This window comes from Azospirillum sp. OGB3, from assembly GCF_014192915.1.
Lineage (GTDB): Bacteria > Pseudomonadota > Alphaproteobacteria > Azospirillales > Azospirillaceae > Azospirillum.
In genome coordinates this window covers 83303-108401 of sequence record NZ_JACHYN010000006.1, presented here as the reverse complement: position 1 = coordinate 108401, position 25099 = coordinate 83303, and the positions used below count along the sequence as shown (strand labels likewise).

24 protein-coding genes are annotated in these 25099 nt (G+C 68.2%); 12 read left to right on the top strand and 12 right to left on the bottom strand.

The annotated features are described in order from the left end of the window. Position 1: 1 nt before the first annotated feature. Both smpB and FHW79_RS14590 read left to right on the top strand, forming a co-directional pair. Positions 2-478, top strand: coding sequence for an SsrA-binding protein SmpB (gene smpB, locus FHW79_RS14595; RefSeq protein WP_038527736.1), 477 nt, complete (start codon positions 2-4; stop codon positions 476-478). A 13-nt stretch (positions 479-491) separates the two neighbouring features. Beyond that, positions 492-1520, top strand: coding sequence for a methyltransferase (locus tag FHW79_RS14590; protein ID WP_183179612.1), 1029 nt, complete (start codon positions 492-494; stop codon positions 1518-1520). Between the two features lie 59 nt (positions 1521-1579). Here FHW79_RS14590 and hemB read toward each other — a convergent pair whose 3' ends face one another. The 3 genes from hemB to FHW79_RS14575 form a co-directional block, all read right to left on the bottom strand. Next, on the bottom strand, positions 1580-2593 hold the full coding sequence (gene hemB, locus FHW79_RS14585; protein ID WP_183179611.1) for a porphobilinogen synthase: 1014 nt from the start codon (positions 2591-2593) through the stop codon (positions 1580-1582). A gap of 63 nt (positions 2594-2656) precedes the next feature. Next, entirely contained in the window at positions 2657-3505 is an 849-nt protein-coding gene (locus FHW79_RS14580; RefSeq protein WP_014240394.1) for a metallophosphoesterase, read from the bottom strand. Positions 3506-3564: 59 nt separating this feature from the next. Next, positions 3565-4545, bottom strand: a complete 981-nt coding sequence (locus FHW79_RS14575; RefSeq protein WP_183179610.1) for a diacylglycerol kinase family protein — start codon at positions 4543-4545, stop codon at positions 3565-3567. A 167-nt stretch (positions 4546-4712) separates the two neighbouring features. Between FHW79_RS14575 and FHW79_RS14570 the strand changes: the two genes are divergently transcribed. From FHW79_RS14570 to FHW79_RS14535, 8 genes are all read left to right on the top strand, one after another. Then, a complete protein-coding gene (locus FHW79_RS14570) occupies positions 4713-5804 on the top strand; it encodes an enoyl-CoA hydratase/isomerase family protein (protein ID WP_183179609.1) in 1092 nt (363 codons plus the stop codon). 392 nt (positions 5805-6196) lie between these two features. Continuing rightward, positions 6197-6670: a MarR family winged helix-turn-helix transcriptional regulator gene (locus tag FHW79_RS14565; RefSeq protein WP_014240398.1), complete on the top strand. Its 474-nt coding sequence runs from the start codon at positions 6197-6199 to the stop codon at positions 6668-6670. Between the two features lie 330 nt (positions 6671-7000). Then, a complete protein-coding gene (locus FHW79_RS14560; protein WP_183179608.1) occupies positions 7001-7756 on the top strand; it encodes an ABC transporter ATP-binding protein in 756 nt (251 codons plus the stop codon). Further along, entirely contained in the window at positions 7749-8471 is a 723-nt protein-coding gene (locus FHW79_RS14555; RefSeq protein WP_183179607.1) for an ABC transporter ATP-binding protein, read from the top strand. The genes FHW79_RS14560 and FHW79_RS14555 overlap by 8 nt, the downstream gene beginning before the upstream one ends. A 43-nt stretch (positions 8472-8514) precedes the next feature. Beyond that, positions 8515-9729, top strand: coding sequence for an ABC transporter substrate-binding protein (locus FHW79_RS14550; protein ID WP_119508420.1), 1215 nt, complete (start codon positions 8515-8517; stop codon positions 9727-9729). A 95-nt stretch (positions 9730-9824) separates the two neighbouring features. Continuing rightward, on the top strand, positions 9825-10712 hold the full coding sequence (locus tag FHW79_RS14545; protein ID WP_183179606.1) for a branched-chain amino acid ABC transporter permease: 888 nt from the start codon (positions 9825-9827) through the stop codon (positions 10710-10712). Positions 10713-10772: 60 nt separating this feature from the next. Next, positions 10773-11693 (top strand): branched-chain amino acid ABC transporter permease, encoded by a 921-nt coding sequence (locus FHW79_RS14540; protein WP_247884402.1) that lies wholly within the window; start codon positions 10773-10775, stop codon positions 11691-11693. Positions 11694-11738: 45 nt separating this feature from the next. After that, on the top strand, positions 11739-12416 hold the full coding sequence (locus tag FHW79_RS14535) for an L-2-amino-thiazoline-4-carboxylic acid hydrolase (protein WP_183179604.1): 678 nt from the start codon (positions 11739-11741) through the stop codon (positions 12414-12416). Between the two features lie 51 nt (positions 12417-12467). Here the strand turns inward: FHW79_RS14535 and ald are convergent, their stop codons facing one another. Next, entirely contained in the window at positions 12468-13586 is a 1119-nt protein-coding gene (ald, locus tag FHW79_RS14530) for an alanine dehydrogenase (RefSeq protein ID WP_183179603.1), read from the bottom strand. Positions 13587-13951: 365 nt separating this feature from the next. On the opposite strand from ald, the gene FHW79_RS14525 reads away from it, so the two are divergent. Then, positions 13952-14518, top strand: coding sequence for a phasin family protein (locus FHW79_RS14525; protein ID WP_183179602.1), 567 nt, complete (start codon positions 13952-13954; stop codon positions 14516-14518). 79 nt (positions 14519-14597) lie between these two features. Here FHW79_RS14525 and FHW79_RS14520 read toward each other — a convergent pair whose 3' ends face one another. After that, entirely contained in the window at positions 14598-16118 is a 1521-nt protein-coding gene (locus FHW79_RS14520; RefSeq protein WP_183179601.1) for a 5'-nucleotidase C-terminal domain-containing protein, read from the bottom strand. A gap of 170 nt (positions 16119-16288) precedes the next feature. Here FHW79_RS14520 and FHW79_RS14515 point away from each other — a divergent pair, with 170 nt between their 5' ends. Further along, entirely contained in the window at positions 16289-17002 is a 714-nt protein-coding gene (locus FHW79_RS14515; RefSeq protein ID WP_183179600.1) for a type 1 glutamine amidotransferase, read from the top strand. Between the two features lie 3 nt (positions 17003-17005). Here FHW79_RS14515 and FHW79_RS14510 read toward each other — a convergent pair whose 3' ends face one another. The 7 genes from FHW79_RS14510 to FHW79_RS14480 all read right to left on the bottom strand — a co-directional run bounded on the left by FHW79_RS14510 (position 17006) and on the right by FHW79_RS14480 (position 25063). Beyond that, positions 17006-18616 carry a molybdopterin-binding/glycosyltransferase family 2 protein gene (locus FHW79_RS14510; RefSeq protein ID WP_183179599.1) on the bottom strand — a complete coding sequence of 537 codons (1611 nt, stop codon included), beginning with the start codon at positions 18614-18616 and terminating at the stop codon, positions 17006-17008. 15 nt (positions 18617-18631) lie between these two features. Beyond that, positions 18632-19348 (bottom strand): XdhC/CoxI family protein, encoded by a 717-nt coding sequence (locus FHW79_RS14505; RefSeq protein WP_183179598.1) that lies wholly within the window; start codon positions 19346-19348, stop codon positions 18632-18634. Further along, on the bottom strand, positions 19345-19659 hold the full coding sequence (locus FHW79_RS14500; RefSeq protein ID WP_183179597.1) for an XdhC family protein: 315 nt from the start codon (positions 19657-19659) through the stop codon (positions 19345-19347). Before FHW79_RS14500 ends, FHW79_RS14505 begins: the two co-directional genes overlap by 4 nt. Next, on the bottom strand, positions 19656-20855 hold the full coding sequence (locus FHW79_RS14495) for a VWA domain-containing protein (RefSeq protein ID WP_183179596.1): 1200 nt from the start codon (positions 20853-20855) through the stop codon (positions 19656-19658). The genes FHW79_RS14500 and FHW79_RS14495 overlap by 4 nt, the downstream gene beginning before the upstream one ends. A 6-nt stretch (positions 20856-20861) precedes the next feature. Next, entirely contained in the window at positions 20862-21785 is a 924-nt protein-coding gene (locus tag FHW79_RS14490) for a MoxR family ATPase (RefSeq protein WP_183179595.1), read from the bottom strand. 77 nt (positions 21786-21862) lie between these two features. Beyond that, positions 21863-22657: a xanthine dehydrogenase family protein subunit M gene (locus FHW79_RS14485; RefSeq protein ID WP_183179594.1), complete on the bottom strand. Its 795-nt coding sequence runs from the start codon at positions 22655-22657 to the stop codon at positions 21863-21865. Positions 22658-22672: 15 nt separating this feature from the next. Then, on the bottom strand, positions 22673-25063 hold the full coding sequence (locus tag FHW79_RS14480) for a xanthine dehydrogenase family protein molybdopterin-binding subunit (protein WP_183179593.1): 2391 nt from the start codon (positions 25061-25063) through the stop codon (positions 22673-22675). Positions 25064-25099 lie beyond the last annotated feature (36 nt).

The window sequence follows — 25099 nt, the reverse complement described above, 5'->3', positions numbered from 1 at the left end:
CGTGGCCGCCCGCGAGCCCGAACCAAGGCGCATCGCGGCACAGAACCGCCGCGCACGCTTCGACTATTTCATCGAAGACACCATGGAGGCCGGTCTGATCCTGACCGGCACCGAGGTGAAGTCGTTGCGCGGCGGCCGTGCCAGCATCAACGAGGCGTACGCCGGCCTCAAGAACGGGGAACTGTACCTGTTCAACGCCTACATCCCGGAATACGGGCAGGCGGGACGCTGGCTTCAGCACGAGACCAAGCGGCCGCGCAAGCTGCTGGTGCACCGCCGCGAGCTGAGCAAGCTCATGGGCGCCATCAAGCAGAAGGGGATCACGCTGATCCCGATGTCCGTCTATTTCAACGACCGCGGCATCGCCAAGGTCGAGGTGGGCTTGGCCGCCGGCAAGAAGAAGCACGACAAGCGCGAGTCCGAGAAGGAACGGACATGGCAGCGCGACAAGGCGCGCCTGATGCGCGACCGGGGATAAAAGGAAGACCCTAGTGAGCCGATTGTCCAACCGCGCGACCGACCGCGATTCCACCGTGGCCGGCGTCGCCGCGGAGGCCCTGGCCGAGCGCCGCCCGCAGGGCCGCATCCTGGTGGCCGGCGACACCGACGGCGCTATGGAAGAGGCCTTGACCGACGGCGGGGCGGAGGTCGTCTCCTGGCACCGCCTGGGGCTGGACGGCAAGCCGGCCACGCCTTGGCCGGCGGACGGCGCCTTCGACGGTGCGGTCCTGCGCCTGCCGCGCGGCTGGGCCGCCTTCGAGATGGCCCTGCACGCCCTGGCTGCCCGCCTGCCGGCGGGGGCGCCGCTGTGGATTGCCGGCAGCAACGACGAGGGCATCACCTCCGCGCCGAAGCGGTTCGACGGGCTGGCGGAAGGCGTGGAGACGCTGACCATCAAGCGCCGCGCGCGCCTGCTGGAAACCCGCCGGACCAACGACTCGGCCAGGGGCAATCTGGAGGATTGGCGGGAAACCGTCGCCCTGCCGCTGCCGGGGCGTGACGGCGCGCTCGATCTGGTGTCCTATCCCGGCCTGTTCGCCCATGGCCGTCTCGACACCGGCACGGAATGCCTGCTCCAGGTTCTGCCGGAGATCGCGGCCGGCACCGCCGTCCTCGATTTCGGCTGCGGCGCCGGGGTGATCGCGCGGGCCGTGCGCGAGCGCACGCCGGACGCCCGGCTGACCCTGCTGGACATCGACGCGGTGGCGCTGCACGCCGCCCGCCAGAACGTGCCGGACGCGGAGTGCGTGCTGAGTGACGGGCTGGGCGGCCTCGGCGCGCGGGAACGCTTCGGGCTGATCGTCTCGAACCCGCCGCTCCACCGCGGCAAGGACGAGGATTTCGGGATGCTGGAGGCCCTGGTCGCCGGCACCAAGCAGTATTTGAAGCTGCGCGGCTCGCTGGTCGCGGTGACCCAGCGGACGGCGGGGGTGGGCAAGCTGTTCAAGACGGCCTTCGGCCACGCCGACCTGCTGCTGGAAACGCCGCAGTTCCAGGTGTGGAAGGGCACGCCGAAGTGACGGGCAGAACTTAATAGACGGGCCGGGGCCGTGCCGCAGCGCGGCCCCGCGCGGAAGGGTCAGCCCTCCTGCAGCCGCCGCGCGGCGTCCACGGCGCCGTAGGTCAGGACCGCGTCGCAGCCGGCGCGCTTGAAGCCGGTCAGGGTCTCCAGCAGCGCCTTGTCGTAATCCAGCCAGCCGTTCTGCGCGGCGGCGCGCAGCATCGCGTACTCGCCGGAGACGTGATAGGCGAAGGTCGGAACGGCGAAGGTGTCCTTCACCCGGCGGATGATGTCCAGATAGGGCAGGCCTGGCTTCACCATCACCATGTCCGCCCCTTCCTGCAGGTCGAGGGCGACCTCGTGCAGGGCCTCGTCGGTGTTGGCGGGGTTCATCTGGTAGGTCTTCTTGTCGCCCTTCAGGAAACCGCCGGAATTCACCGCGTCGCGGAAGGGGCCATAGAAGGCCGAGGCGTATTTGGCGGCGTAGGAGCACAGCCGCACCAGCTCATGCCCATGGCTGTCCAGCCGGTCGCGGATCAGGCCGATGCGGCCGTCCATCATGTCCGACGGGGCGACGATGTCCACGCCGGCGTCGGCCTGCGACAGCGCCTGCCGGGCCAGCACCTCGACCGTCTCGTCGTTCTGGATGTAGCCGTCGCGCAGCAAGCCGTCGTGGCCGTGGGTGGTGTAGGGGTCCAGCGCCACATCGCCCAGGATGCCGACATGCGGCACCGCGGCCTTCAGCGCGCGGATGGCGCGGTTCATCAGGTTGTCGGGGCGGTAGGCCTCTGCCGCGTCCTCCGACTTGCCCTCGGCGCCGACGACCGGGAACAGGGCGACGCAGGGAATGCCGAGGTCGCCGGCCGCGGCCACAGCCTCGGTCAGCAGGTCGATGGTCAGCCGTTCCACGCCGGGCATGGAGGCCACCGGCACCCGCTGGTTCTGCCCCTCGATGACGAAGACCGGCCAGATCAGGTCGTCCACGGTCAGGCGGTTCTCGGCGACGAGGCGGCGGGTCCAGGCGTCGGCGCGGTTGCGGCGCAGCCGGGTGCGCGGGAAGGACGCCGGGGACCGGAAATGCGAAGCGGACATGCGGGGGCCCTGATGTGCTCTTAAAACTTGCGGCGCGATCCTACGCCGCATGGCCGCCGCGACTCAAGCCGCACCGCTCACAGGTCTGAATCCCGAGTCCTGCATCTCCATGACCCAGCGGTGCCCGTCCTTGCGCCATTGCGAGACGAGGCCGCCGGTGAAGGCCGCCCCCTCCCAGGACCGCACCTCGAAGGTGACGCGCGGCGGCTCGATGGCGATGAGGTTGTAAGCGTTGGCCTCGTTGCGCAGGCGCGTGGACGTCGCGGTGGAGGCCTGGGCGACCAGGATGGAGCGGGCCACCTGGGTGTGGTGGGTCATGATGTCGCCGGAATAGGCGCGGTGCAGGTGCCCGGCCAGCAGCAGGTCCACGCCGCAGCTTTCCAGCGCCGGCAGTGCCAGTTTGTGCCGCCCGACCAGCTTCGTCTTCGGCGCGTCGGGCGGCGGCAGGAAGGGGTGGTGGGTGAACAGCACCTTGAAGACGGTGTCCGGCACCTCGCAGAACACCTCCCGCACGCGCTTGATCTGGGCCTTGTTCATGCGCCCTTCGGAGAAATCCGTGATCACCGAGCGCGCCGTGTTGATCCCCAGAACGGCGATTTCCGAATCGATGTGGAAGGGGCTGAGGTCGGTCGTGATGTAGCGCTTGTAGTTGCCGAACGGGTCGAGGAAGCGGCGCACCACGTTGTACACCGGAATGTCATGGTTGCCCGGCACGACCAGATAGGGGAAGGGCAGCTTCTCCAGGAAGGCCCGCGCCTCCAGGAAATGGCGGGCCTTGGCGCGCTGGACCAGATCGCCGGAGATGACAATCAGGTCGGGCCGCGCCGCCGTCAGGTCGGCCAGCAGGCCGTCGACCACCAGCGGGTCGATCCGCCCGAAATGCAGGTCCGAGATGTGGGCGAGCTTCTTCACGACGCCTCCCTGACGATCTTTGCGGTCATACGCCCTCTCCGATCACGCGCCCTCTCCGATCACGCACCGTCCGCCGTTCCATTCCCCTCCGGGGCCGCCTTGGGCAGCAGGATCTTCAGCGCCTTGTGGCGGATGCGGTAGTTCAGCGGCGGCTCCATCTGAAGGATTTCGCCGTCGTTGACCATTTTCAGCCGGCGGCGCCGGCTGTGCACCGTCAGTTGCGTTGCCGTCAGCGTTTCCAACTCCTCATCCTGCTGCCAGGTTCCGAGCATGGTGCGCCCCATCAGCCGCAACAGCCCCCAGGGATCGCGCTGCCGCGCCACATAGACGCCGAGCTTGCCGGAAGCGAGCGTGTTGCGGCGCAGGAGCATGCTGCCCGCCTCGCCGTCGAACGGGTTGTTGGACACCACCAGAATCGGGGTGCGCACGCGGCGCGGCCCGTCGCCCCAATCGATGCGCACGTCGAGCAGGGGCAGGCGGCGGAAGGTGCGGACCATGGCGAGCGCCATCGCCGGCCATTTCAGCAGACGGTGCCGCTTGCGCTTCTCCTCGCGCTCCTGAACCACCTGGGGGTAGAAGCCAAGGACGGAGCTGTTCAGGTAGATCTCGCCGTTCACCTCCGCCACGTCGATGCTGCTCACCTCGCCGGCGGCCAGCGCCTCGTAGGCCTCGTCGAGGTCCAGGGGGGTCTTCAGGTCGCGCGCCAGCAGGTTCATGGTGCCGAGCGGCAGGATGCCCAGGGTCTTCCCGGTGGGCATGATCATGTTGACCGCGGTGTGGATGGTCCCGTCGCCGCCGCCGACGATGACCAGCTCCGCGTCGGACTCGATGGCCTTGCGGATCTCCGATTCGCAGTCGGCCGGCTCCACCGCGGTCAGCGACACCTCCGCCCCGTGCCGCTCGAAAGCGCTGCGGATCGCCGCCACCGTGTCGTCGATCGGCTGTCCGGCCAGCGTTCCCGCGGACCGGTTGAGGACGATGGCCGTCTTGCGGCCCGCTCCCTCCTGACGTGACGCTTGCGCTGCTGAGGCTGCCATCATGGAACCATCCCGCTCATGACTGTGGGTGCGGCAACGGCTGGGGCAGGCGCGGTGTTCCGCGACGCTGCGCTGCGAAACCGCGGTTTGACACGCCGCCCGCCGCCCGTATCATCGCCCGAAACCAACAAATCCGCCCCACAAACGAACAAATGGAAACGACCGGAACCATGAGCGACCCCGCCCAGACCCAGATCGCCGAAATCCAGTTCGCCGAGATCCTGTTCGAACGCCGCGGCTCCATCGGGCTGGTGACGCTGAACCGCCCGAAGGCGCTGAATGCCCTGACGCTGGGCATGATCCGCCTGTTCGATCCGCAGCTGCGCGCCTGGATCGCCGATCCCGAGGTCAAGGCCATCGTCGTGCAGGGCGCGGGGGAGAAGGCCTTCTGCGCCGGCGGCGACGTGGTGAACCTGTACGAGACGGGCAAGGCCGCCAAGGCGGGGCAGGGCGATGGCGCCGCCATCCGCGCCTTCTTCAGCGAGGAGTATGTCCTCAACCGCCTGATCCACACCTGCCCCAAGCCCTATGTGGCGCTGATCGACGGCATCAGCATGGGCGGTGGCGTCGGTCTGTCGGTGCACGGGTCGCATCGGATCGTGACCGAGCGGACGATGTTCGCCATGCCGGAGACGGGCATCGGGCTCTATCCGGACGTCGGCGGCACCTATTTCCTGCCGCGCCTGCCCGGACAGGTCGGCATCTGGCTGGGCCTGACCGGCGACCGTCTGAAGGCGGCCGACATGATCGAGGTCGGCGCCGCCGACGCCTTCGTGCCCAGCGCCAAGCTGAAGTCGCTGATCGCCGAGCTGGCCGACGGCGTGCCGGCCGACGAGGCGGTCGCGCGCCATCGCGAGGAGGCCGGCGAACCGCCGGTTGCCGCCAACCGTGCGGCCATCGACCGCTGCTACGCCCACAACGCGGTGGAGGCCATCGTCGCCGCCCTGGAGGCCGAGGGCACGGAGTGGGCCGCCGGCCAGCTCGCCACGCTCAAGCGGGTGTCGCCGACCAGCCTGAAGGTGACGCTTGAGGCGCTGCGCCGCGGCGCCCGGCTGGACTTCGACGGCTGCATGATCCAGGAGCTTCGCCTCAGCCTCGCCTTCCTCGCCCGCCATGATGTCTACGAAGGCATCCGCGCGGCGCTGGTGGACAAGGACCGGAACCCGCGCTGGTCGCCCGCTTCTCTGGCGGAGGTGACGGCCGAAGAGGTTGCCGGTTACTTCGCCGAACCCGTTGGCGGGGATTTGCGCTTTACCGAATGAAGAGGCCTGCCCCCCTTTATTGCACTCAGAACGTGCGCAGATGCGGGCACATTCCGCGCGTTTCTGCGTTAGTATCGGGGAAATCCTTGCGGGACTTGTCTCAAACCTGACCGTTGTTGTGAAAGGTCGGAATGGACGGGTCGGCTTGCCGCCCGGTTCGCCGGGCGGGAACGCCGCTGGGGTGTCCGGATTCGAGGCACATCCCGGCACGCGACGGGGCTTGGCACGGCAGGACGGGCGTATTCCGCAGGGCCAGGCTGTTCTACAACCCGGGCTGTGCTTTTGGGGCATTATTGAGGTGATTGCCGGACAATGATCGGTTAATCTCCCCTTAAGGACCCCGGAAAGGCCACAGGTCGGCCCATGTCCGGTACGAGCCAAAGGAGACCGCGGTGCGCAAACCCTATTATGAAAGCATCCTCTTGATCGAACGGCTTCACCGCCACTTTCTCGAGGTGCTGAAGACCGAGCTTGACCGGCTCGGTATCCAGGACATCAACAACGTCCAGAGCCTGATCCTCTACAACATCGGCGAAGACGAGATGACCGTCGGCGAACTGACGGCGCGCGGCTATTATCTCGGCTCCAACGTGTCCTACAACGTGAAGAAGATGGTCGAGAACGGCTATCTCGGGCAGGAGCGCTCGCCGCACGACCGCCGGTCGGTGCGCGTCCGCCTGTCGGAGAAGGGCCTCGATCTCCGCGAAAAGATCAGCCGCATGTTCGAGCGCCACCTCACGGCGCTGGAGAAAGCCGGCTTCAGCGACGAGGAACTGGTCAAGGCGAACGAGACCCTGCGCAAGCTCGAACGCTTCTGGTCCGCGTCGCTCGACTACAGCGGCTTTCCGCTGACCTCGGCGGCCTGATCCGCGGCCGCCTGAGTCGTATCGGTACCGCGGTTTCCGGCTCCTGCGTCGAAAGAGAAAGGCATGCCTCCGGCCTGTAAGCCGGGGGCGTGTCGCGAGTCGGTGTGCGGCCCAGCGTGGCCGCTTTTTTCATGCCCGCGTTACGGCCTTCCACAGACCATTTTGCCGGCGGTTCTGCCCCCCGGCCACGCTTTGTCACGCCTTCGATGCTTCCGGATGGACGGGATTAAGTTCTTTCCGTAAGCTGTACGTGTGACAGATTGCTGCTAACCTGAACCAAACAACAGGCGGTCTCGCGGAAGGCTGCTGAAAACAGGGAATGGGGAGGATATGGCAAGTGACGTCATTCTGGAGACGCGCGGACTGACCAAGGAATTCCGGGGCTTCGTCGCCGTCCGCGACGTCAGCCTTCGGGTGAAGCGGGGGTCCATCCATGCGCTGATCGGTCCCAACGGGGCTGGAAAAACGACCGTTTTCAATCTGCTCACCAAGTTCCTTCAACCCAGCAACGGCGCCATCCTGTTCAACGGGCGCGATATCACCGCGGTGAAGCCGGCGGACGTGGCGCGCTTGGGCATCATCCGTTCCTTCCAGATCTCGGCGGTGTTCCCGCATCTGTCGGTGCTGGAGAATGTGCGCGTCGGGCTGCAACGGCCGCTCGGCAACTCCTTCCATTTCTGGACATCGGAATCGGTGCTCGACCGGCTGAACGGGCGGGCGATGGAGCTGCTGGAGGATGTCGGGCTCGCCGGCTACGCCCACCACTCGGCGGCGGAGCTTCCCTACGGCCGCAAGCGCGCGCTGGAGATCGCCACGACGCTGGCCCTGGAGCCGGAGATGCTGCTGCTGGACGAGCCGATGGCCGGCATGGGGCACGAGGACATCGACCGCATCGCCGCGCTGATCAAGCGGGTCTCGGCCAACCGCACGATCCTGATGGTCGAGCACAACCTGTCCGTCGTCGCCAACCTGTCGGACTGGATCACGGTGCTGGCCCGCGGCGAGGTCCTGGCCGAAGGCCCCTATGCCGAGGTGTCGCGCCACCCGAAGGTCCGTGAAGCCTATATGGGGAGCGGACATGCCTGACGGCGCAACGGTGAGGACCGCGATGCTGGAGGTCTCCGATCTCCACGCCTTCTACGGCGAAAGCCACGTTCTGCACGGCGTAAACCTGGAGGTCCGCCAGGGGGAGGTGGTGACTCTGCTGGGCCGCAACGGCGCCGGAAAGACGACCACCATGCGCTCGATCATGGGCATCGTCGGCAAACGCACCGGCGCCATCCGCTTCCAGGGACAGGAGTTGATCGGCATGGCGCCGCACAGGGTTCCGCGCCTCGGCATCGGTTATGTGCCGGAGGAACGCGGGATCTTCGCCTCGCTGAACGTCGATGAGAACCTGACCCTGCCGCCCGTCGTAAAGGACGGCGGCATGACGGTCCAGCAGATCCACGAGCTGTTTCCCAACCTGCAGGGCCGGGGCTCGACCCAGGGCACCCGGCTGTCGGGCGGGGAGCAGCAGATGCTGGCCATCGCGCGCATCCTGCGCACTGGCGCCACCATGATCCTTCTCGACGAGCCGACGGAAGGGCTGGCCCCGGTGATCATCGAGCAGATCGGGGTGGCCGTCCGCAAGCTGAAGCAGCGCGGCTTCACCATCCTGCTGGTGGAGCAGAACTTCCGCTTCGCCGCCACCATCGCCGACCGTCATTACATGATGGAGGAAGGCCATGTCGTAGACATGATCCCGAACAACCAGCTCGCCGCCAACATGGAGAAGCTGCACACGTATCTGGGTGTCTGAATCAACAAGCAGAAACGTTCGAATTCGAACCGGGAGGAATGGAATGATTGCACGTCTGCTTGCCGGGGCGGCGCTTGCCGCGCTGGCCGTCGGTTCTGCGCAGGCCCAGCAGGGCAAGATCTCCGGCGACGTCGTGAAGATCGGCGTCCTCAACGACCGCTCCGGCCTCTACGCCGATTTGGGCGGCGAGGGCTCGGCGGTCGCCGTCCGCATGGCGGTCGAGGAGGTGGGCGGCAAGATTCTCGGCAAGCCCATCGAGGTGGTTTCGGCCGACCACCAGAACAAGCCGGACATCGGCTCCAACCTCTCCCGTGAATGGATCGACCGCGACGGGGTGGACGTCATCGTCGACGTGCCGAACTCCGGCGTCGCCCTGGCGGTGCAGGAGGTGACGCGCGAGAAGAAGACGATCTTCCTGATGCAGGGGCCTGCGACCTCGCGCCTGACCGGCGACGCCTGCTCGCCCACCGGCTTCCACTGGGCCTACGACACCCGCGCGCTGGCCGTCGGCACCGGTCAGGCCATCGTGAAGGAGGGCGGAAAGAGCTGGTTCTTCCTGACCGCCGACTACGCCTTCGGCCACCAACTCGAAACCGACACGGCGGCGCAGGTGAAGAAGGCCGGCGGCACGGTCGTCGGCGCGGTGCGCGCGCCGCTGAACACGGCGGACTTCTCCTCCTTCCTGCTGCAGGCGCAGTCGTCGGGCGCCCAGGTCATCGGCCTCGCCAACGCCGGCGGCGACACCATCACCTCGATCAAGCAGGCGTCTGAGTTCGGCCTGACGCAGAGCGGGCAGCAGAAGCTGGCCGGGCTGCTGATCTTCCTGTCGGACGTGCACGCGCTGGGGCTCCAGGTCGCCCAGGATCTCGTCCTGACCACCGGCTTCTACTGGGACATGGACGACGAGAAGCGCGCCTGGTCGGAGAAGTACAAGGCGAAGACCGGCAAGATGCCGACCATGGTGCAGGCCGGCAGCTACTCCTCGGTGAAGCATTATCTGAAGGCCATCGAGGCGGCCGGGACCGACGATGGGCCGACCGTCGCCGCCAAGATGAAGGAAATGCCGGTCAACGACATGTTCGCCAAGAACGGCAAGATCCTGCCGAACGGGCGCATGGTCCACGACATGTATCTGGCCCGCGTGAAGAAGCCCAGCGAGTCCAAGGGGCCGTGGGATTATTACGAGATCATCCGCACCATCCCCGGCGACGAGGCCTTCGCCACCATGGCGGAAAGCGGCTGCAAGCTGCCGGGCTGATTCCCGCCCGCCCCGGCGACCGGTTTCCCGCCACCGCGCGGGGCTGGGTGCCGGGGCGATCACCCGCCGCGCAGAACGGCCGGAGGCGAACCACCATGTCCACCATTTTCGGCATCCCGCCCCAGGCGCTGTTCGGGCAGCTTCTGCTGGGGCTGATCAACGGGTCCTTCTACGCGCTGCTCAGCCTCGGGCTGGCGGTGATCTTCGGCATGCTCAACGTCATCAACTTCGCCCACGGCGCGCTCTACATGCTGGGGGCCTTCGTGGCGTGGCTGCTGCTGACCATGGCGGGGATCGGCTATTGGTGGGCCCTGCTGCTGGCGCCTCTGGTCGTCGGCGCTTTCGGCGTGGTGCTGGAAAAGACGCTGCTCAGCCGCCTCTACAAGCTCGACCATCTCTACGGGCTGCTGCTGACCTTCGGCCTCGCGCTGATCGTGGAGGGGGCGTTCCGCCATTTCTACGGCGTGTCGGGCCAGCCCTATCCCATTCCCGACCTGCTGCGCGGCGGGCAAAATCTCGGCTTCATGTTCCTGCCCAATTACCGGGGCTGGGTCGTCGTCGCCTCGCTGGTCGTCTGCCTCGCCACCTGGTACGCCATCGAGCGGACGAAGCTCGGCGCCTACCTGCGCGCCGCCACCGAGAATCCGGTGCTGGTCCAGGCTTTTGGCATCAACGTGCCGCTGATGATCACCGCGACCTATGGCTTCGGCGTCGCTCTGGCCGGGCTGGCCGGGGTGCTGGCCGCCCCGATCTACCAGGTGTCGCCGCTGATGGGCTCCAACCTGATCATCGTCGTCTTCGCCGTGGTGGTGATCGGCGGCATGGGGTCGATCCTGGGGGCGGTGCTGACCGGATACGGCCTGGGGCTGTTGGAAGGTCTGACGAAGGTGTTCTATCCGGAAGCGTCCAACATCGTCGTCTTCGTCATCATGGCCGTGGTGCTGCTGATCAAGCCCGCCGGCCTGTTCGGGCGGGAGAGGTGACCCATGGCGACCGAGATCCAAGCCGTCCGCCGCGACACCGCGGCTCCCGCCCGACCGGCCATGCCGGGTCTTCTGGCGCTCGCCGTGCTGCTGCTGGTGCTGGTCGCCGCGCCCTACGTGCTGTACCCCGTCTTCGTGATGAAGGTGCTGTGCTTCGCGCTGTTCGCCTGCGCCTTCAACCTGCTGATCGGCTTCGCCGGTCTCCTGAGCTTCGGCCACGCCGCCTTCTTCGGCGGAGCGGCCTACATCACCGCCCACACGGTGAAGGTCTGGGGGCTGCCGCCGGAACTCGGCATCCTGCTGGGCACCGCCTTTTCCGCGACGCTCGGGCTGGCCTTCGGGGCGCTGGCGATCCGGCGGCAGGGCATCTACTTCGCCATGATCACGCTGGCGCTGTCGCAGATGGTCTTCTTCATGGCGCTCCAGCTCAAGTTCACCGGTGGCGAGGACGGCATCCAGGCGGTGCCGCGCGGCCATCTGTTCGGGCTGATCGACCTCAGCCAGCCGATGGCGATGTATTACACGGTGCTGGCGGTCTTCCTGTTCGGCTTCGTGGTGATCTGGCGCACCGTGCACTCGCCCTTTGGTCAGGTGCTGAAGGCGATCCGTGAGAACGAGCCGCGCGCCATCTCGCTCGGCTACCGCACCGACCATTACAAGCTGATGGCCTTCGTCCTGTCCGCGGCCCTGGCAGGGCTGGCCGGAGGCACCAAGGCCATCGTCTTCCAACTCGCCACCCTGACCGATGTGCAGTGGCAGATGTCCGGCGCGGTGGTTCTGATGACCCTGCTCGGCGGCATCGGGACGCTGTTCGGGCCGGTGGTCGGGGCGGCGCTGGTGGTGACGCTGGAGAATTATCTGGCGGCGAGCAACCTGCCGGTGCCGGTGGTGATCGGCGTCATCTTCGTCGCCTGCGTGCTGCTGTTCCGCCGCGGCATCGTCGGGGAGATCGCCGCCCGGTTGGGCGGCAAGCGCCCGTGAGCCGGTCGCGCCCGACCGGTCACCATTGACTGTGGGAGATACCGCATGGCCGGAACCATCCATCCCTTCTACGAGGAGCATCGCGGTACGATGGAGGCGGCCATGCGCCAGCGCCTGGACCTTGCCGAAGGGCTGTTGGGCGAACATGTCCACCCATCCGACATCGAAGGGATCAAGCGGGAGGTGATGGACGAGTTCGCCATCGTGCTCACGCAAATGCCCTATGTCGGGGGCGCGGACAGTCGCATGAGCGACTTCTTCATGCGTCTCCTTGGCTTCATGGCGATCAGCCGGGTGCTGCGACGGCACGGCGTGCCGCTGTCCGTGATCGGCGACATCGAGCGGGACACCTACAAGGCCCAATTGCTCACCGTTCCCGAAGCGGAGCGTCTCGCCTCGGGGCGTCAATTCATGTCACCAGAGAATCAGGCGTTTCTGCGCGAGCAGGCGGCGAAAAGCCGCCAGGAGCAGTTTCCCGAGGATTTCGTCTACGACTTCGTCGAGCCGGGTCCAGGAGAACGTTTCGAGTTCGGCATCAACTACAAAGCCTGCGGTTTCTGCAAATTCGCGGCCCGCCATGGCGACAACGACATTCTGCCGAACATCTGCGGTCTCGATTTCGACGCCTACGCGACACGCGGCATCCATCTGGAAAGAACGCAAACCCTGGCCGGCGGCGCCAGCCACTGCGATTTCCGCTTCTCGCGGATCCGGTCGGCCTGAGCACCGGTCCCCGGAGGGGGCAATGGCGTCGCCACCCTCCGGGACGCGATGCTAGAGCCGCAGGGCTTCCTCCGCCGGCTGGTAATCCAGCCCCTGGGCGTCGGCGACCGCCTTGCAGGTGACCGCTCCGGCGTGGATGTTCAGCCCGGCCCGCAGATGCGGGTCGCGGGCCAGAGCCGCGCGGTAGCCCTGGTCGGCGAGCGCCAGCGTGAACGGCAGGGTGGCGTTGTTCAACGCGAAGGTCGAGGTGCGCGCGACCGCCCCCGGCATGTTGGCGACGCAGTAATGGACCACCCCGTCCACCCGATAGGTCGGCTCGGCGTGGGTGGTGGGGTGCGAGGTCTCGAAGCAGCCGCCCTGGTCGATGGCGACGTCAACCACCACGGCACCCCGCCGCATCCGCTCCACCATCGCCCTGGTCACCAGCTTCGGCGCCTCGGCCCCCGGCACGAGGACCGCACCGATGACAAGGTCGGCGTCGAGCACATGCTCCTCGATCGTGTCGACGGTCGAATAAAGCGTCTGCAGCTTGGCGCCGAATTGCAGGTCCAGCTCCTTCAGGCGGGGCAGGGACTTGTCGATGACGACCACCTTCGCCTCCAGACCCATGGCCATGCGGGCGGCGTTGGTGCCGACCACGCCGCCGCCCAGCACGACGACCTTCGCCGCCGGAACGCCGGGCACGCCGCCGAGCAGGACGCCACGCCCGCCCTGCGCCTTCTCCAGGCAATGGGCGCCGGCCTGCACCGACATGCGGCCGGCCACCTCGCTCATCGGCGCCAGGAGCGGCAGGCCGCCGCGGGAATCGGTCACCGTTTCATAGGCGATGGCGACGGCGCCTGAGTCCTGCAGGAGCTTCGTCTGCTTGGGATCGGGGGCGAGGTGCAGATAGGTGAACAGGATCTGCCCCCGGCGCAGCATCGCGCATTCCTGCGGCTGGGGCTCCTTCACCTTCACGACCATGTCCGCACGGGCGAAGATGGTTGCGGCGTCTGGCACAATCTCCGCTCCGGCCGCTTCGTAATGCTCGTCGTCCAGCCCGATGGCGGCGCCGGCCTCCGCCTGCACCAGCACGCTGTGCCCGTGATGCGTCAGTTCACGGACCGAGGCCGGTGTCAGACCGACGCGGTATTCATGGTTTTTGATTTCCGTCGGCACGCCGATGAGCATGGGCATCCTCCGCGGGTGGGCCGGTGTCGGACCAGGACGGGCAGCGCACCGGCTCAGGTTTGCTTGCCCCAGAATTTGGGGACTGCTCGGGCCATCCGCATCTCGCTTACAGCGCTGCCTAGCGATTTTCTTTGGATCGATTAAAACTCTGCAAGAAATTTGACGCAAAATTCTATGCAATAAATCCTGGTTGAGACTTCTCCGTATCCGCAAAAAAGTAGGTAAGGTTAGTTTTTAGAGTTGTGGAACTATTCTTCGCCACCATGGTATATGGATGCTTGTGTCGCACTGCACAAAAAATCGCGGCACCTAAGAAAATGGGGGGAGCGTCCGATTCGGACGGAACGAAACCAGGAGCAAGGCAGATGGCTTCAGAGAAGGACGCGCAGACCATCGCGCGCGACACCGCCGCCAAAGGCCGGAATGTTGCCGAGGACACCACCCGCCGCATGGCGGAAACCGCCGCGGAGGCGACCCAGCGCGGTGCCGACACGGCCAGCGACATGATGGGAAAGGCGACCCAGGTTGCCGGACAGGTTGCCGGCCAGACCACCGATCAACTCAACCGCATGATGGGCCTGTCCGCGGAGGCCCAGGGCGAGGTCGCCCAGCAGGCCCGCGAGAACATGGACGTCATGACGCAGTGCGGGTCCGTGCTGATGGACGGGATGCAGTCCATCATGCGCGAATGGATGGGCTTCGCCCAGGAAGCGATGGCCCGCAACGCCGAAGGCGTCAACGCGATGATGCGTAGCCGGTCGGTCCAGGACCTCTACGCCGCGCAGAGCAGCATGGTCAAAGACGAGATGGAACTTCTGCTGAACCGCAGCGTCAAGATTTCGGAGCTGTCGGCGAAAACCGCGAACGACGCGGTGCGGCGGCTGAACGCGCGGGCCGAAGGGGCCGCGCGCCACGCCCGTCGCAGCGCCTGACGCTTCACCAACGATCCATCCTGGCCTTGCGCCCCCGGACCGACCGGTCCAGGGGCGTTCTTTTTTGCGCGCGCTGCGGTTACCTCGCGACGATGCGGCCTTCGACCTTCGGAGCGACGGTCTTCTTCGCTTCCACGTAATCCATCACCATCGTCGCCATCAGCACGGCGCCGGAGGCGTCCACCACCGTCCGACCGCGGGTCAGCGCGGCGTAGCCGTCGCCACCCTTCAGCATGTAGTCGTTGGTCGCCACGCGGTAGGTTCTGGCGGGGTCGAGCGGCTGGCCGCCCACCGTCACGCCGGTCACGCGGGTACCCGACGGCAGCTTCGGATCGTAGGTGAAGGACAGGCCCGACACCTGCGGGAAGCGCCCGGCCTTGTCCTCCACCTTCGACACGCCATGCTCCAGCGCGGCCAGAATGTCGGCTCCGGACAGCAGCGTCAGCACGGCGACGTTGCCGAAGGGCATCTCCGCGAAGATGTCCTTGCGGGTCAGCGAACTGCCCGCCGGGTGCAGCGTGTCGGCGCGGATGCCGCCGCCGTTGGTGATGGCGATGTCGGCCTTGAGCCCGTCGCGAAGTGCGTCGGCGATCAGGTTGCCCATCGTCGTTTCCTGCGAGCGGACGACGTCCTTGCGGCTGTCCAGGTCGGTTTCCGTCCGCCCGATCACCCCGGCCAGCGTGGCGTCGAGCTGGTCGGTGTAGCGCTTGACCAGCGCCCCGACCTCGGCGTCCGGAGCCACCCCGGCGGTGGTGACGAAACGCCAGCCGCCGGGAGCGACGGTGGTCGCCGGCCCTTTTTCGGTCGCTTTGGTGCTGACCGCCAGATCAATGACGCCGAGATAATGGCCGTCCGCCCCCGCCTTCAGGATCAGGGTCGATCCTTCGTAGAAGCTGATCGGGTCGTGGTCGTGGCCGCCCAGCACGAGGTCGATGCCCTTGACCTTGACGGCCAGATCGCGGTCCTCCGTGATGGTCTGGTGGGTCAGCGCCACGACGACGTTCGCCCCCGCGTCGCGCAGCGCCTTCACCGCCAGGGCCGCGGCGGCCTGCACGTTGGTGAAGGTTGCCTCCGCCCCGCCGCTGGACAGATGCGCGGTCTCCGGGGTCAGGACGCCGAGGAAGCCGACCTTGACGTCGCCGACCGTCTTCGTCCAGGTGGCGACCGAACCGGGGAGCGGCTGGCCATCCGGCCCGGCGACGTTGGTGCCGACCCAGGGGAATTTCGATTCGGCGATGCGGGCCTTCAGCACCTCCGTGCCGAAGTCGAACTCGTGATTCCCGAAGCCGACGACGTCCACGCCCATGGCGTTGAACAGGTCGGGCATCTGCGCGCCACGCGTCGTTCCCGACAGCAGCGACGGGGACAGGAAATCGCCACCGACCGTGGTCAGCGCCCCGGCGCTGCGCTCCCGCTCCGTCTTCAGCACCGTCATCAGGGGGGCGAATCCGCCGCGCCCCTTCACCGGGGAAATCTCGTAGATGTCGTTGAAGTGCAGAAAGGTCACTGTGCCGTTCTGCGCCGCGGACAGAGCAGGGAAAAGCAAGGTGCCGGCAAGAAGGGCAGCGGCCCCCGCCAGCGTGCGAATCCGGGTCAGCATCAATCTCGTCTCCCTGGGGAAGTTGAAAGGCTTCCTTCGCGTCATCGCACTGTACGCCGACCTGCGGCGCGGCGCATAGCCGCCTTGCACCGCTTGATTTTGTGACAGGTGCCGATCAAGAACAGGGGCGTCCGCTCGCCGGAATCCGCTTCAACCGACGTGGCCCCTCGATGCGCATCCTGGTCGTTCAGAACAACCGAAACGCCCCCGCCGGACTCGTCGGGGACGCGCTGACCGAGTTCGGCGCGACGCTGGTCACCGTCGCCGCGGACGAAGGGGAAGCGCTCCCCGCCACGCCGGAGAGCTATCACGGGCTGCTGGTCCTCGGTGGCCCGCAGGATGCCTGGAACGACGCGCAGGGGCCGCATTTTCCACAGGTCATGGACCTGATCCGCGCCTTCGCGGCGGAGGAGCGCCCGGTGATGGGCATCTGCCTGGGCGCGCAATTGGCCGCCCGCGCCTTCGGGGCCCGCGTCTACCGCCATTCGGTGGCGGAGATCGGCGTGGGGGCGGTCCGGCTGTTCAATGCCGCTTCGGACGATCCGCTGCTCGGCGGGCTGGAGCCGGAGCTTCGCATGGTGCAGTGGCACTACGACACCTTCGAGTTTCCCGAGGGCGCCGTGCCGCTGGCCTGGAGCGAGGCCTGCATGCGTCAGGCCTTCCGGCTCGGCCGCAGCCTCTACGCCTTCCAGTTCCACCCGGAGGCCGACGCCGCGATCGTCCGTGGCTGGGCGGAGAAGTTCGGCGTGGATTCGCGGGAGCGCAACCGGGCCGTCCTCGATGGGCTGGACGCCGCGCTGGAGCGGCACCTGCCCGCCGCCAAGGCGGTCGCCCGGACGATCTCCCGCCGCTGGCTGGATCTGGTGATCGAACGGGCGGCCTGAGCCTTACCCGCGCAGATCCGCCAGCAGTTCCGGCGTATCGACGTCGTAGAGGATGCCACCGTCCTCCACCGGTACCTCGACCACCTGATCGGCGTGGGTGGCCAGCAGGGTCTTGGCCCCGGCATCGCCGCTCAGCTTGGCCATCTCCGCGAAAAAGCCGCGGTCCCACAGGACCGGGTTGCCGCGCTTGCCCTGGACGGTCGGGACGCAGACGGTCCGGCCCTCCAGCGGGTTGTAGGCGGCGATCAGCCGGTCGATGGCCTGCGACGTGACTCGCGGCATGTCGCCGAGGCACACCACCACCCCGTCCACATCCGCCGGCAGGGCGGCCAGCCCGGCGCGCAGCGAGGCGCTGAGCCCATCGGCGAAGGACGGGTTGTGGACGATGGTCAGTGGGCGCCCGGCCAGCGGGGCGGACACCGCCTCGGCCATGTGGCCGGTCACCACCAGCACCGGCCTGGCCTGCGAGGCCAGCACCGCTTCGACCGTGCGGACAACCAGCGGCTCCCCGCCGACATCGGCGAGCAGCTTGTTGCTGCCGCCCATCCGGCTCGACCGCCCGGCGGCCAGAACCAGTGCGGCGATGCGCGGCGCGCGCGGCGGCTCCGCCGCCACGGCGCCGGCGCGGGGCAGGGGCCGGCTGGGGATCTCGGCCAGCAGGCCACCCACCCCCATGCGCATGACATCGGCCCGCGTCACCGGAATCCCCGCGGCGATGCGCTGGAGCACCCAATCGAAGCCGTTCAGCTTGGGCGACCGCGCGCAGCCGGGCAGGCCGAGCACGGGCGTTTCCCCGATGCGGGCGAGCAGAAGCAGGTTGCCGGGATCGACCGGCATGCCGAAATGTTCGATCACGCCGCCCGCCCGCTCGATGCCCGCGGGCAGCACGTCACGCCGGTCGGTGATGGCCGAGGCCCCGGCGATCAGCAGCAGGTCGACGCGCCCGGCCGCTGCGATGGCGTCGGCCAGCGCCGCCTCGCCGTGGTAGCAGCGCGAATCGCGGACCAGCCGCCCGCCCATCGCCTCCAACCTCTGGCGCGTCACCGTCACGGTCTTGTCGAGGACGCTGTCCTTCACGCCGGGCAGACGGGTCTGGATCAGCGCTGCGGTCAGGGGCCGGAAGGGGGCGATGCGCAGCGCCGGCATCCCGGCCGACGCCTCGACCTCCGCCCCCTCCACGGCGCCGCGGGGGGCGGCGAAGGGGATGATCTTGACCGTAGCGACCATCTGGCCGGGCTCGACGGGTGCGAAGGCGGGCAGGGTGGCGACCGTTACGCTTTCGTCGATGAGGTTCAGCGCGTTGATCCGTTCGACGTCCGGAACGAACAGGCCGCGCGATTCGGCGAACAGGTTGACGCGCCCGGTGAAGGCGGCGCCGACGGTGATCTCCTGCCCCTTCAGGGCGGCGGCGATGCGGGCGGCGGCGGCGTCCTCGCCAACGTCGTCAGGGCCGGGCTTGGCGACGGTCACCGTGGTAAGGCCGGCGTCACGCAGCGCCGTCACGTCCTCGGCGCTGAGGACGCGGCCCTTCTTGAAGCTGACGGAGCCGCGGCGGACCGAATGCGCCAGAATGGCGCCCTCCAGCTCCCGCAAGGGCAGCGGGCCGAAAAACATGGTGATGAACTCCTGTCAGGCCGCGCCGGCCTTGCGCCGCACGGCGGTGATCTGGGCCATGACCGACAGGGCGATTTCCGCCGGGGTCACGGCGCCGATGTCCAGCCCGACCGGGGCGTGGATGCGCGCCAGCTCCGCGTCGGTCACGCCCTGCTCCTTCAGCCGCTCCAGCCGCTTGATGTGGGTGCGCTTGCTGCCGAGCGACCCGACGTAGAAGGCCGGGGACCGCAGCGCCACCAGAAGCGCCGGGTCGTCCAGCTTGGGGTCGTGGGTCAGGGTCACCACGGCGGTGCGGTTGTCGATCTTCAAATCCGTCAGCGCCTCGTCCGGCCAGGAATCGTGCAGGGAAACGCCGGGAAAGCGCGATTCCGTGGCGAAGGATCCGCGCGGGTCGATCACCGTGACGGCGTAGCCGGTCAGCGCGGCGAGTGGGGCCAGCGCCTGGGCGATGTGCACGGCGCCGACCACCAGCAGGCGCAGCGGCGGGTTGTGGGTCTGGACGAACAGCTGGACGCCGTCCTCATCCTCCTCCAAATCGCTGACGAGGCCGGAACGATCCTGGCGCAGCCGCTCCCGCACCTCCTCCAGAAGGTCGTCCTCCAGCCCGAAGCCGCCCTGGATGGCGTCCTCGTAGACGAGAGTCTGCAGACCGGTGCCGAGGTCGGTGACCAGGGCCACGGGACGCCCGGCCTTGCGGGCGGCCAGCAGCCGTTCGGTGATGTCGCGCTTCATTCCACGGCCTCGACATAGACCTGCACCCGGCCGCCGCAGGCCAGCCCGACCTCCCAGGCCATTTCGTTGCTGACCCCGAACGAGATCATCCGGGGCTCGCCATCCTCCATGGTCTTGCGCGCCTCGTGCACCACGGCCCCCTCGATGCAGCCCCCGGAGACGGAGCCGATCATCGAACCGGCGTCGTCCACCGCCATCTGGCTGCCCACCGGCCGGGGGGATGACCCCCAGGTGGCGACCACCGTCGCCAGCGCCACCTTGCGGCCCTCCGCGCGCCAGCCCGCGACCTGCTCCAGAATATCGTCCTTCATGCGGCCTCCTTCAGCCACTTGCGCAGGCTTTCGGCCCGTCGCGGCCCGTCGCGGTTCAGCGCGTCGGCGAGCCCGGCCAGACTGTTCAGGTTGTGGACCGGGCGGAAGTCATCCACATGCGGCAACAAGGCCCGGATACCGCTGGATTTTGGTGCGAACCCCTCCCACCGCAAGAGCGGGTTCAGCCAGACCAGACGGCGGCAGCTCTTGTGCAGCCGTTCCGCCTCCGCCGCAAGCCCCTCGCCGGCATCCCGGTCCAGCCCGTCGGTGATGAGCAGAACCACCGCCCCCTGGCCGAGGACCCGCCGCGCCCAGGTCCGGTTGAAGGCGTGCAGCGCCGTGCCGATGCGCGTCCCACCCGACCAGTCGGCCACCGCCGCCGACACGGCGTCCAGCGCCACGTCCACGTCCTTGTGCCGCAGATGGCGGGTGATGTTGGTCAGGCGGGTGCCGAAGACGAAGCTGTGCACCCGGTCGCGGTCGTTGCTGAGCGCGTGCATGAAATGCAGCAGCATCCGCGAATAGCGGGTCATAGAGCCGGAGATGTCGCACAGCACGACCAGCGGCGGTGGCCGCGTGCGGCGGCTGCGCCGCGCCAGATCGGCGAGATCGCCGCCGGAGCGCAGCATCCGCCGCAGCGTCGCCCGCGGGTCCACGCGTGGCCCCCGCGGGTCGGGGCGGTGGCGGCGGGTGGTCACCTCGGCCACCGGCAGGGCGATGCGGGCGAGCATCCGCTTGGCCTCGGCCATCTCCGCCGCCGACATCTTTTCGAAATCCTTCTCCTGCAACCGTTCCTGGGCCGAAACGGTGAAGGCGGCGTCGACCTCGATCTCCGACTTCTCCGGCCCTTCGGCCTCCGGCGCGGTGCCGCGCAGCGCGTCGGCGACGCGGCGGGACATCGGGTCCTGGCTGTCTGCCGACTCCGTGCGGATGGTCGGCAGCATAAGCCCCATCATCCGCTTCAGGATGTCGGGGTTGCGCCAGAAGACGTGGAAGGCCTGATCGAAGACCTCGCGCTGGTCGCGCCGGTTCACGAAGACGGCGTGCAGCGCCCAGTAGAAATCCGCCCGGTTGCCGATCCCCACGGCCTCCACCGCCTCGACGGCCTGAAGCAGCTTGCCCGGCCCGACCGGCAGCCCCGCCGCCCGCAGCGCGCGGGCGAAATGCATCAGGTTGGTGGCGAGGCCGCCCTGCATCGTCTTTTACCGGGCCGTGGAGGCGGCGAGTTCCGTCTTGACCTGGGCCAGGATGCGCGCGGCCTCGCTGCCCTGGATGCGGGCGATGTCGTCCTGGTACTTCAGCAGCGTGCCCAACGTGTCGTTGATGACCGAAGGTTCCAGCTCAAGCTGGTTCAACTCCACCAGCGCCTGCGCCCAGTCCAGCGTCTCCGCCACGCCCGGCGCCTTGTAGAGGTCCATCCCGCGCAGGCTCTGCACGACGCCGACGACTTGGGCGGCCAGCCGGGCGTCGGCCTCCGGCGCCTTCACCGCCAGGATGGCGCGCTCGCGCTCGGCGTTGGGGTAATCGACCCAGTGGTAGAAGCAACGCCGTTTCAGCGCGTCGTGAATCTCGCGGGTGCGGTTGGAGGTCAGGATGACGATGGGCGGCTCCGGCGCCGTGACCGTGCCGAACTCCGGGATCGAAACCTGGAAGTCCGAGAGGATTTCGAGGAGATAGGCTTCGAACGGCTCGTCGGTGCGGTCCAGCTCGTCGATCAGCAGGACGGGAGGACCGGCCAAGTCGGGTTCCAGCGCCTGGAGCAGTGGGCGCTTGATGAGGAAGCGTTCGGAAAAGAGATTGGCGCCGAGCGCGTCCCGGTCGCGGTCGCCCGACGCCTCGGCCAGCCGGATTTCCATCATCTGCCGGGCGTAATTCCATTCGTAGACCGCCGCGGCGACGTCCAGCCCCTCGTAGCATTGCAGCCGCAGCAGGCGCCGGCCCAGCGTGGTGGACAGCACCTTGGCGATCTCGGTCTTGCCGACCCCCGCCTCGCCCTCCAGGAACAGCGGGCGGCGCAGCTTCAAGGCGAGGTACAGCGCCGTCGCCAGCGAGCGGTCGGCGACGTAATTCCCCCGCCGCAGCAGGTCCAGCGTGTCATCGACGGAAGCGGGGAGGGTGTTGGGCATGGTGGGCGGAATGCCTTGCAGGGTGCTGCGGTAGCCCTCTCCCCAGAGGGGAGAGGGGATTTTGAAGGTGCTTGTCCTTACCCACACGCCTCGACCGCGCGCCGGGCCATCACCCGCACCAGATGGGCGCGGTAGTCGGCGCTGGCGTGGATGTCGGCGTTCAGCCCGTCCGCCGACACCGACGCACCGTTCAGGGCGTCGGCGCGGAAGTCCTGGGCCAGCGCCGCCTCCATGTCGTCCGCCCGGAAGACCGACGGGCCGGCGCCGGTCACCGTGACCCGCACCTCGCTCCCGAACACGGCCACGAAGACGCCGACGATGGCGTAGCGGCTGGCCGGGTTGCGGAACTTGGCGTAGGCGGCCTTGTCGGGCGTCCGGAAATGCACGGCGGTGACGATCTCGCCGGGCTCCAGCGCCGTCTCAAACATGCCGGTGAAGAAGTCGTCGCCCGCGATTTCCCGCCGGTCGGTCCGCACCGTGGCCTTCAGCGCGACGACCGCGGCGGGGTAGTCGGCGGAGGGATCGGCGTTGCAGATCGACCCGCCGAGCGTGCCCATGTTGCGCACCTGCCGGTCGCCGATGCCTTCGGCGAGGCTGGCCAGCGCCGGGATGACGCGCTGCACCGTCTCGGAATGGGCGACCTCGGCGTGGCGGGTGAAGGCGCCGACGGTCAGACCGCCGGCCTCCTCCCGGATGCCCTGAAGCTCGGGAATCTGGCCGAGGTCGATCAGGTCGCTCGGCCGGGCGAGGCGCTGCTTGAGCGTCGGCAGGAGCGTCTGCCCTCCGCCCAGCAGCTTCGGGTCCTCGAACTGGCCGAGCAGGGCGACGGCGTCGGCGACGCTCTTGGGGCGGTGATAGGTGAAGGCGTACATGATGTCTCCTCCCTCTTACTCGGCCGCCTGGGCGGGGGTGTGGCGCCGGATCGCCTGCCAGACCCGCTCGGGGGTCGCCGGCATGTCGAGATGGGTGACGCCGTACTCGGACAGCGCGTGCACCACCGCGTTCATCACGGCGGCCGACGCGCCGATGGTCCCGGCCTCGCCGCAGCCCTTCACGCCCAGCGGGTTGTGCGTGCAGGGCTGGTCCTCGTGGTAGCGCACCGTGAAGGACGGCACATCGTCCGCCCGCGGCATGCAGTAGTCCATGTAGGAGCCGGTGATGAGCTGCCCGGACTCCTCGTCGTAGACGCAGTTCTCGTAGAGCGCCTGCCCGATGCCCTGGACCAGCCCGCCATGCACCTGCCCCTCGACGATCAGCGGGTTGATGACCCGCCCGAAATCGTCCACCGCGGCGAAGCTGACCACCTGAACCACGCCGGTGTCGGGGTCGATCTCCACCTCGCAGACGTGGCAGCCGTTGGGGTAGGTGAAGTTCTTCGGATCGTAGAAGGCCTGCTCGTCCAGCCCCGGCTCCAGCTCGTCGAGCGGGAAGTTGTGCGGGACGTAAGCCTGCAGGGCGATGTCGCCGATGGTCAGCGCCTTGTCGGTGCCCGCCACGACGAAGCGCCCGTCCTTCACTTCGATGTCGGCCTCGGCGGCCTCCAGCATGTGGGCGGCGATCTTCTTGGCCTTGCGCTCCACCTTGTCCATCGCCTTGACGATGGCCGACCCGCCGACCGCCAGGGAGCGCGAGCCGTAGGTGCCCATGCCGAAGGGGATCTTGCTGGTGTCGCCGTGGACGATCTCCACATTCTCGATGGGCACGCCGAAGCGTTCGGAGACAAGCTGCGCGAAGGTCGTCTCGTGCCCCTGTCCATGGCTGTGGGAGCCGGTGAAGACCGTCACCGAGCCGGTGGGGTGGAAGCGCACCTCCGCAGATTCGTACAGCCCGGCCCGCGCGCCGAGCGCGCCCGCGACGTTGCTGGGGGCAATGCCGCAGGCCTCGATGTAGGTGGCGAAGCCGATGCCGCGCAGCTTGCCGCGCCGGGCGGATTCGGCCTTGCGCGCCGCGAAACCGTCGTAATCGACCAGCGGCAGGGCGATGTCGAGATTCTTGGCGAAGTCGCCGGTGTCGTACTGCAGCGCCACCGGGGTCTGGTAGGGCATGGCGCTGGCCGGCACGAAGTTGCGGCGGCGCAGCTCCGCCTTGTCGATCCCCGTCTCGGCGGCGGCGACCTCGACCAGCCGCTCGATCAGGTAGCAGGCCTCCGGACGGCCGGCGCCGCGGTAGGCGTCCACCGGCACGGTGTTGGTGAAGACCGCCTTCACCTCGGCGTAGATCGCCGGGGTCTTATACTGGCCGGCCAGCAGCGTCGCGTAGAGGTAGGTCGGGATCGACGGCGCGAAGGTCGACAGATAGGCGCCCATGTTGGCGATGGTCGCGACGCGCAGCGCCAGGAAATTGCCGTCCTTGTCCATCGCCAGCTCGGCGTGGCTGACATGGTCGCGGCCGTGGGCGTCGGTCAGGAAGCTCTCGGAGCGTTCGGCGGTCCACTTCACCGGGCGCCCGACCTTCTTCGCCGCCCAGGTGACGACGGCCTCCTCCCCGTAATGGAAGATCTTGGAGCCGAAGCCGCCGCCGACATCGGGGGCGACGACGCGCAGCTTGTGCTCCGGGATGCCCAGCACGAAGGCGCCCATCAGCAGGCGGATGACGTGCGGATTCTGGCTGGTGGTGGTCAGCGTGTGCTCGCCGGTCGCCCGGTCGTACTCGCCGAGCGCCGCCCGCGGCTCCATCGCGTTGGGGACGAGCCGCTGGTTGACCAGATCGAGCTTGGCGACATGCGCCGCCTGCGCGAAGGCCGCGTCCACCGCCGCCGCGTCGCCGAGATGCCAGTCGAAGCAGAGGTTGCCGCCGACGTCGTCGTGCACCAGCGGCGCGCCGCCTTCCAGCGCCTTCAGCGAGGTCACCGCCGCCGGCAGCTCCTCGTAATCGACCATCACCAGCTCGGCGGCGTCCTTCGCCTGCTCGCGCGTCTCGGCGATCACCACGGCGACGGCGTCGCCGACGTAGCGGGCGCGGTCGCGGGCGATCGGGAAGTGCGGCGGCTCCTTCATCGGGGAACCGTCCTTGGAGTGGATCAGCCAGCCGCAGGGCAGGCTGCCGACCTTGTCGGTCTCCATGTCGGCGCCGGTCAGCACTGCGATCACGCCGGGGGCCCGCATGGCCTCGGCCGCGTCGATCCCGGTGATGCGGGCGTGGGCGTAGGGGGACCGGACGAAGACCGCGTGGGTCTGGCCGGGCCGGTTGATGTCGTCGGTGTAGGTGCCGCGCCCGGTCAGGAAGCGCGCGTCCTCGCGCCGGCGCACGGAAGCGCCGATGCCGGTGGGGTTCGCCATCTTCGTGTTCCTCCCATGTGAGCCTTGCTTCCGCCC

Coding starts and splice junctions, on each gene's coding strand:
- FHW79_RS14485 (WP_183179594.1), bottom strand. CDS start 22,657: ATGTACGCCTTCACCTATCACCGCCCCAAGAGCGTCGCCGACGCCGTC.
- FHW79_RS14575 (WP_183179610.1), bottom strand. CDS start 4,545: ATGATGGCAGCCTCAGCAGCGCAAGCGTCACGTCAGGAGGGAGCGGGC.
- FHW79_RS14520 (WP_183179601.1), bottom strand. CDS start 16,118: ATGCTGACCCGGATTCGCACGCTGGCGGGGGCCGCTGCCCTTCTTGCC.
- FHW79_RS14540 (WP_247884402.1), top strand. CDS start 10,773: ATGCCGGGTCTTCTGGCGCTCGCCGTGCTGCTGCTGGTGCTGGTCGCC.
- FHW79_RS14555 (WP_183179607.1), top strand. CDS start 7,749: ATGCCTGACGGCGCAACGGTGAGGACCGCGATGCTGGAGGTCTCCGAT.
- FHW79_RS14480 (WP_183179593.1), bottom strand. CDS start 25,063: ATGGCGAACCCCACCGGCATCGGCGCTTCCGTGCGCCGGCGCGAGGAC.
- FHW79_RS14545 (WP_183179606.1), top strand. CDS start 9,825: ATGTCCACCATTTTCGGCATCCCGCCCCAGGCGCTGTTCGGGCAGCTT.
- FHW79_RS14495 (WP_183179596.1), bottom strand. CDS start 20,855: ATGCAGGGCGGCCTCGCCACCAACCTGATGCATTTCGCCCGCGCGCTG.
- FHW79_RS14525 (WP_183179602.1), top strand. CDS start 13,952: ATGGCTTCAGAGAAGGACGCGCAGACCATCGCGCGCGACACCGCCGCC.
- FHW79_RS14560 (WP_183179608.1), top strand. CDS start 7,001: ATGGCAAGTGACGTCATTCTGGAGACGCGCGGACTGACCAAGGAATTC.
- FHW79_RS14505 (WP_183179598.1), bottom strand. CDS start 19,348: ATGAAGCGCGACATCACCGAACGGCTGCTGGCCGCCCGCAAGGCCGGG.
- ald (WP_183179603.1), bottom strand. CDS start 13,586: ATGCTCATCGGCGTGCCGACGGAAATCAAAAACCATGAATACCGCGTC.
- hemB (WP_183179611.1), bottom strand. CDS start 2,593: ATGTCCGCTTCGCATTTCCGGTCCCCGGCGTCCTTCCCGCGCACCCGG.
- FHW79_RS14510 (WP_183179599.1), bottom strand. CDS start 18,616: ATGTTTTTCGGCCCGCTGCCCTTGCGGGAGCTGGAGGGCGCCATTCTG.
- FHW79_RS14550 (WP_119508420.1), top strand. CDS start 8,515: ATGATTGCACGTCTGCTTGCCGGGGCGGCGCTTGCCGCGCTGGCCGTC.
- FHW79_RS14570 (WP_183179609.1), top strand. CDS start 4,713: ATGAGCGACCCCGCCCAGACCCAGATCGCCGAAATCCAGTTCGCCGAG.
- FHW79_RS14515 (WP_183179600.1), top strand. CDS start 16,289: ATGCGCATCCTGGTCGTTCAGAACAACCGAAACGCCCCCGCCGGACTC.
- FHW79_RS14500 (WP_183179597.1), bottom strand. CDS start 19,659: ATGAAGGACGATATTCTGGAGCAGGTCGCGGGCTGGCGCGCGGAGGGC.
- FHW79_RS14490 (WP_183179595.1), bottom strand. CDS start 21,785: ATGCCCAACACCCTCCCCGCTTCCGTCGATGACACGCTGGACCTGCTG.
- FHW79_RS14535 (WP_183179604.1), top strand. CDS start 11,739: ATGGCCGGAACCATCCATCCCTTCTACGAGGAGCATCGCGGTACGATG.